The 7,163-nt window shown below is 42.1% G+C and carries 4 protein-coding genes; all 4 read left to right on the top strand.

All coding sequences use genetic code 11. The annotated features are described in order from the left end of the window. Window positions 1-92: 92 nt before the first annotated feature. Window positions 93-1,994 carry a MotA/TolQ/ExbB proton channel family protein gene (locus tag A3751_RS07780; protein ID WP_082863117.1) on the top strand — a complete coding sequence of 634 codons (1,902 nt, stop codon included), beginning with the start codon at window positions 93-95 and terminating at the stop codon, window positions 1,992-1,994. Beyond that, window positions 1,994-2,647 (top strand): OmpA family protein, encoded by a 654-nt coding sequence (locus A3751_RS07775; protein WP_068454021.1) that lies wholly within the window; start codon window positions 1,994-1,996, stop codon window positions 2,645-2,647. The genes A3751_RS07780 and A3751_RS07775 overlap by 1 nt, the downstream gene beginning before the upstream one ends. Then, window positions 2,647-4,401: a hypothetical protein gene (locus A3751_RS07770; RefSeq protein WP_068454019.1), complete on the top strand. Its 1,755-nt coding sequence runs from the start codon at window positions 2,647-2,649 to the stop codon at window positions 4,399-4,401. The genes A3751_RS07775 and A3751_RS07770 overlap by 1 nt, the downstream gene beginning before the upstream one ends. Window positions 4,402-4,586: 185 nt before the next feature. After that, a partial coding sequence (locus A3751_RS07765; protein WP_156492324.1) for an MG2 domain-containing protein occupies window positions 4,587-7,163 on the top strand: 2,577 nt, incomplete at its 3' end.

The following is a 7,163-nucleotide window of genomic DNA, read 5'->3' as shown; positions in this document are numbered from 1 at the left end:
TACCCCTTTCGATCAGATGCAGAGCACATTCCCGTTCGTATCGCTGAAGAACTATTAACGCTAGAAGAGCTAAAAACTATGGTGAAAAAACTATGACACCCACAATAACGTCTATTTGGATGTTCGTTGAACAAAATATGATACTCGCTTTAACGTTGATTTGGATGCTCGTTATTGCTCTGGGTTTTGTGTTTTATAGCTTTAGGGAGGCTCATTTTCTTTTAAAATACCGAGGTAAAATTGTGCCGTATCAGGAATTAGCTGATGCCCTAGGAAAAGGCGATAACGAAAGCTTAAAGGCTTATTCTGATTTGGCGTTAAAGTGTTTCGTTTTTAATTCGACAGAGGTGGCAATTGATAACGTTGCTGTGTCACAGAAAAAGCTTGTGTTGCGAGACGAAATTTATAATCTCATTCCAGAGAGATACATCTCGAATTATAAGTTTTTACCTGCGCTGCTAACAACTGCTGGCGTGCTCGGCACATTCGTTGGTATTTCCGTGGCACTGATGGGGTTGGGTGATATTTCGGATACGGATAAACTATTGACTGCTGCGGTCGGTCTAATGGCAGGCATGAAAACAGCATTTTGGACGTCTGTTGTAGGTATGGCGACTTCACTACTGTTTATGCTTGGCTTGAATCGAACAAACCAAAAGGCCGATCAAGCGTGGTTTGCGCTTGAAGAAACACTTATTCGGATTGCCGCGGTACCTTCCCAGGCGGAGCTAGCATTGGGAGAGTCCTCTGAGAACAGGTTTTATGAAAAGCAATTAGATGTGTTAGAGCGGATAAGCCATTCTAGTAGTGATTCACAGATTATGATCTCCCGCATCGCAGCGAATTCGGACAAGAACTCGCCTGAAAAAATTGCCGCACTTATTGGAGAGGTTGTTAAACGCGCACTTAATGAAGCCGTTGTGCCAGTTTTAAAACAGCATACTCTTGAGATACATAATTCTTTTGATAAACAAAGAGAAGAATTTAAGAGGGAACTATTTTCTCCTTTGGCTGAACAATTAAATCGATTGAATTCGTTTAACGATCGAATTGTCTCATCATTAGACTTGCTTAAATCAGAGTTGGTTGACCTAGCTCAGAATTTGAATCAAACCACTGATGTATTGAAAAGATTCCAGCAGGATACGATGGGAGAGCTTTTGGGGTTTGCTAAAAATCTAGAGGTTATCTTTGATGACTTTAAAGGTTCCATTCAGTCAACAATGACTGATATCACGGAGAGAATGGATCGCTCTTTTGATATTGCTGAGAAAGGAATGGAGAAACAAAGGGTTGCGTTTGAGGAGGCGGCAGGTCGCGTAGCTACCGCTTTTGAATCGCAAGCCAGTCAGCTTGAATTATTAGGAGAAAAAGCAAAAGAACTGATGGAGAGTGCGGGTCAAAATTTAGCAGAAGGCTTGGCAGACCTAGATGATAAGATTCAATCGATGTCTCAAGCAACTCAGGTAGAGCTGGAGCGCTTCAGGCAGGACTATCAAGAAAATCTCCAACAGTTTTTTGCTAGCCAGGCTAACTTACTTGAAGAGTCACTTGGGCAACAGCGTGATGGGCTTGCCAAGGTCGTTGAGGACTTTAAGTCTGTATTTGTCGAGGAGCATGAAAAACGTTTGGCTCAGTACGCTGAAATTCATAGTGCAGAGCAGAGCCTTAAAGAATTACTCGAGTTAATTAAAGCAACCGAGGCTAGTAGTGTTACTCAGGTAGCGGAGCTATCCAAGAACTTAGGTAGCCAAGTGTCGATTATGACTAAGGAATATAAAGAAGCGAATGCTAGCTTTAAGAACCTTATTCAGGACATGCCGAAAGCAATGGAGGCTTGGTTTGAACAAGCGGCTAAAACTCAGAATGAGTACTTTAGTAATTTTGATGATAGCTCCTCCAAAGTCTTTGGGCATTTGGCAGAAATCGCACAAGTCCTGTATGAGGCTGCAAGTCATAAAAATCAAGTTGATCAAGTAACGAGTAATATCTGATGAATCCTCGCGCAGCACAAGCTTCGGCAGATCGTGATATCGATGAAACAGGTTCATGGTTATCTATAGGAGACTTAATGAGCGGCCTCCTGATGCTATTTGCTGTTTTATTGATTGCGACGTTGACCTTAATTAATGAAAACCAAGATCAGCGGATTATCATTATTCAGACCCTCAAGGAAACACTCGAAAATGCAGATTTCGAAGTTGAAGTAAATCCGAAAACAGGCGACATCAGCATATTAGACTCGGTTCTTTTTAAACCTAATCAGTCAGCGGTTACTCAAGCAGGCAAAGAGTTTTTAGCGAGCTTTGTTCCGACATACAGCAAGGCTTTGTTGGCCGACCCCATAGTTGCGGAACAAATCAGTTATATCATTATCGAAGGTCACTCGGATTCACTTGGTCCCATTATCTACAATATGAACCTAAGTATTGATAGGGCAAAGTCTGTGTTCAATGAGGTGAGTGAAATTGATATTTCTGAGCGAGGAGAGTTAATTGCTAGGTTATTGGTGGCAGGACGCGGAGAAGCTGATTCATATCAGGCCTATCAACGAAAACAAGATCGGAAGGTCGTGTTTAGAATCCAGTTTAAGAATGAAAAGTTCTGGGCACAGCTCAAAGATATATTGAGCATGAATAAAGACTAATGGCTTTTACTGCTCCTGTATCAATAAAGCCAAAGAAGCTAATGAAAGTAGCTTGTGGTCTTGCGGGGCATGGCTATGAATTTGGTGTTGCAGTCTTCCCTTTAAGAAAAGGAGAGGATGCAAAAGCCTTACTTTTGGGAGGTAGAGGCGATGAGCTTACCCTCGCAGAATGGGCTTTTTTTCTTGAAGATCAAGCCTGCTGGGAAGAGTGCAGTAGAAAAGAATTAGATGACCTGATATTGCTCGTATATGAGCAGTTTGTCGAAAACTCTGCATTAAGAACGATGTTTTCTTTCAAACTTGTATTAGGTATGCAAGATTCAGAGCTTTCAGTTGTTCGCCCATTGTTTGAAAACCTTGATTTAGTTAAAGACCGCCTTAGCCGACTTGATGAGTTAAGGTTTAGCTGGATTGAACTTATTTACGATAAAAACTACGCCCAAGTTATCGACTACTGTATTAGCCATGGTCGCAGCCATCACAGAATCATGATTGAGCTTGGTTGGGCAGGTTTAAGTAAGCTAGATGAGCGCTTGTTCTTAACTGTGCTTGAAGCGGTTAAAGCAACGAAGTGCTCAGACGATTTGTTGCTAGAGTACTTTGTAACATTAGAAGTTGATCGTTGTGGGTCTTTGTTGAATTGCCTTCTGTCTTCAACGAGTAACTTGTCTGACAGCCTGAATCGATGGATTCGTTTTAATGCCTCACCAGCGGCTAAAACTAGGGAGATATGGGATCGACTTGATGCCGTTGTTCAGCTTGCCATTATTAATAGATTAGATCTTAACGCTTTTCACTTAACAACCCCGATAATGAAAGGTCTTGCAGATGCACTTGAGAAATTGCAGACAGAAGAGATGGGGCGGGAAGCTCGCAGACTCAGATCTCGTTACAACTTTTGGACTAACTATACGAGTTCTATTATCACTGGAAAGTGGCTCCATCACCCTAAATTTGAAGGGTTAATGCAGAGTCAGGCCCTAGAAGGGCCGCATATAGGTGTATTGAACTGTAACAGTAGCGATGTTGTAGATGGTTTTACTTCACCTTTTTTAGTGCTTGAGTTCAGGGATTACTTGATTGTCGATCAGTTGTTACATAGCTTTGGTGTAGTAAAAATCTTTAAGAAAAATGCAGTTCTCCTAGATAAATTGTTTGGCGGTACGCTTTGCACCTCCCCTTGCTCCGTTTCGTTGAAAGCTCTCTTGTTAGAGGTTCAGCTGGATGTCCACGACCACATGCAATTTTGGCAAGGATCTTTAGAAAGTAAGCTCAGAGAGCAGTATGAAATATTACCTGATAAAAATACAACTCGTTTTAAGGGGTTGCCGAGCAGTATAGAGTATGACCCAAAATATGGACTACCGGCGCCAAGTTTGGCTGAAATCGAAGCACGAAACGAACAATTAAAGGAATGGGAGGCTGCTTTTTTTGCTAACGAAAGGCGCTTGGGGAAATATAGCTCTAGTCAAGTTTTAGATGTACTCGAAACCCAGATTAGAAAACCTCGTATAAACCGGCTCCTTCAAGAAGATAAGACGAGAGTGGCGGCTGTTACGGAATTGAAAGTTGGGGTGAAAAATGAAGAGTATTGGGCAACTAAATTATTAGGAGAGTACCTATTAACAAGCCCAAACTTATCTAAACAGGATCGATTTGATGGTGAGCGATACCTGGCGAAAGCTCGGCAATGGGGGCAGGTAACAAGTGCTTCGGGTAAGGCTGTTCGGGTAGCGCAGAGAAAACGGAAATAACCGTGTTGCAGAGGAAGCTAGTCGTGCAATGAAGCTACCATCAAAGTAACTAACTTACATTTTTATCAGCGGTGCTCGGCTCTTATCAAGCTTTATGAGCTTATGTTACTCTCGTTCCATTTGCGAATTGGCAGTGCTTTTTTTCACCGACTAACTTCTGTGCTTGGCCACCCTTAAGGAAAAATATGAATCTTATGTTTCGTTTATTAGTAATCAGCTTTTGCTTAGCTATGGTCACGGCTTGTTCCGAGCAAAGAGCTAGCAGCGAGTACAGTGATACAGAGTATGCTGGTAATGACCAAGAAGCAGATTATAGTGGTAGCTACTTTGATGCTTCTGTTGATGTATTTCTTGAGCCTCAACTACAGCTAACAAGTCGTGGCCCAGTTGTTCCTCCTCACAACTTATCTCTGCCAATATCGACTATTAATATCAGCGAAGTTGAGTTAGAGCTTTTTTATGTCCATAAGCCAGGCGCGTACCTTTCTAAGCACAAACATTATATTGATAAGAACATATCGTCTTGGGACTTAAATAGACAAAATGAGGCTTTAAGTAGTGTTTATTTGGAACGCTATCGAATAGAAAACGTTAGTACGAATGAAGATATACGTAGCCGTATTGCTTTACCCAGGAACCTTAAGGAAGGGTGGTATTTTGCAAGGATGCGGCAAGTGGGCGTTGTCGACGACTATATGACCTTTCCTTTACACATAACTTCCCTTGGCGCGCACCTGAGCTACCTGCCGGGAGAAACTACAGCAGAACTATTTGTAAATGACATCCAGAGTGGTCAGCCGTTAGAGTCTGGCTCGGTACAAACCTACCTTAATGGACGGCTAGTAGGTGTTAAGTACCCAATAGAAGGCGGTAAAGCTAAGGTAAAAATAAATCACGATGACCGTTACACTATTGTTGCTTCAAGTAGTGACGGTCAAAACGTCAGCATCATTTCACCGAAAGAAGTTCCCTTAGATCTATCAGAATTTAACATCGATGGAAAACCTTACACCCCTGTCGATGCGTTTATTTACGGAAACAGAGACTTGCTTAAACCGAGTGAAAGTCTACTGGTTTCTGTATTGGTGCGTGACGATGACGGACAAAATATTGAGTCGGTACCTCTGTATCTAAGGCTAATAAAGCCTGATGGGCAAACCGAAAAAATCAAGTTGCAGCCAGGAGAAAATAAAGGGCACTATCGCCACGCTATTGACGTGCCCCAAGATGCTCCGACGGGTTTGTATAAACTAGAAGCTAGGGTAAACCCTTATGCGGAAAACCCGATGAATACGTTTCTATTTCAAGTCCAAGAATTCACACCAGAAAGAATGGATATGCACATAGAACTGGCGCTTTCTAACTCTCAAGTGCATCAACGCAATCATCTATCGTTAGAGGGAAGGTATCTTTTTGGTGCGCCTGCTAATGGTAATAAAGCCGACGTGACGATTACTTCTAAAGCTGTTCGTTTTCCTAGTAAGCGTTTAAGAAACTATATTGTTGGGGCTCCATTTGATTTAGAAAAACGTTACCAACAATTACCTGAGTTGACGTTAGATTCAAAAGGTACGGGGAACATTGCTTTACCTCGAATGAAAGAACAGCTTATGTCCCCTGTTGAAAGTACCATTTCGGTTGTCTTAAAAGACAAAGGAGCAACGGGTGCACAGAGAAAAGTTCGTTATATTACACACCCTTCCAACAAATATGTTGCGGTCAAAGAACTTTCTGAAACCCCTAGTTATTATTCGAATGTAGATTTTGATTTAGCGATCATTGACATCGAGCAAGATAAAAAGATTGATGGAAAATTAAAAGCGGCTCTTTATCGCCACATAGGAAGCTATTTTTGGACATACTCTGAACAGTCGGGTTGGCAGAGGCACGACCAGGCCAACCCATGGCGGTTAGAGCAAGAATATTCTGTGGATACAAGTAAAAACACGATGATCTCAATGCCAGTAAAGTGGGGTAGGTACAAACTGGTTGGAAAATCTATAGATACGCAAACACTTGAATACGAGTTTCGCGCTGGTTGGAATTCTTCCGATAGCTTGGCTGGAGTCCGGCCGGGGATGCTTAATCTGAGTTATGCGAAAGACCAGGTTAACGAGAATGATCAAAACGTAACGGTTAGTTTTACACCAAACGTCGACGGTCATGCGATCGTTAACCTAGTGGCCGACAAGGTTTTATGGAGCAAATCTATAGAAACTAAAATTGGGGAGCTCAGTAGCCTTGATATTCCAAATAAATGGAAGCGTCATGACTTGTATGTTTCGGTAGTTAATGTTGGTAGTGATGCGCAAGAAAATTCAAAGCGAGAACTTGGTGTTAAATACCTCAAGCTGAACCGTGATTTCCGTAAGTTGACTGTCACTTCGAAGCTTCCGGACAAGATTGTACCGAATACTGTTGTGAGTTTCCCGGTAGAGATCAGCTCACTTAATTATGCACATCAAGGAGCAAAACTCACCGTCTCTATTGTGGATAAAGGTATTACCAACATCACCGATTATCACGGCACGGATCCTTTTGAACATTTCTACGCGCAACGAAGCTATGGCTTTGATCATATTGATTTATATGGCCGTATCTTTGACCAAGCTGCCGACCCTTTCGCGACACCAAAATTTGGCGGCGATGCTCCAGGAGCTAAAAACAATGCTGCTAATGAGTTGGTTGAGAGCAAAACTATTATTCTCGACAGCCAAGTGATTCAAGCTGATATTCAAGGGAAAGCTGAAGTCAGCTTCGAG

Source organism: Oleiphilus sp. HI0080, assembly GCF_001635135.1.
Note: the sequence above shows the minus strand (reverse complement) of the source record. Positions and strands in the feature narration are given on the sequence as shown.